We start from the raw sequence: 267 nt of genomic DNA on the forward strand, positions 1-267 counted from the left end.
GCGGCGGACGGCGCGGAAGGTGTGAGGTTTGAGTATACCGATGCCTCGACTTACGCTGATGCCTTCGACGGCGTGGACCGGCTGTTTCTGATCCTGGCGGGCGGGCGTCTGGATGCCATCGACGCACTGACGCCGGTGGTCGAGGAAGCCGCACGCCGCGAGGTGAAGATCGTGTTCCTCAGCGTCTTCGGCGTCGATGCCGATGATTCCATTCCCTATCGCCAGATCGAGCTGAAGATCATCGCGTCCGGCGTGCCTTACGTCATT

General features: G+C 62.2%; 1 protein-coding gene. It reads left to right on the top strand.

Annotated features, from left to right (window positions below; translation table 11 throughout):
* Positions 1-267 (top strand): hypothetical protein (locus tag SB816_RS32130; RefSeq protein WP_410548260.1); only part of this gene is annotated, 267 nt, incomplete at both ends.

It is taken from the genome of Achromobacter sp. SIMBA_011 (genome assembly GCF_046535435.1).
In the GTDB taxonomy this organism is placed as follows: Bacteria; Pseudomonadota; Gammaproteobacteria; order Burkholderiales; family Burkholderiaceae_B; genus Achromobacter; species Achromobacter dolens.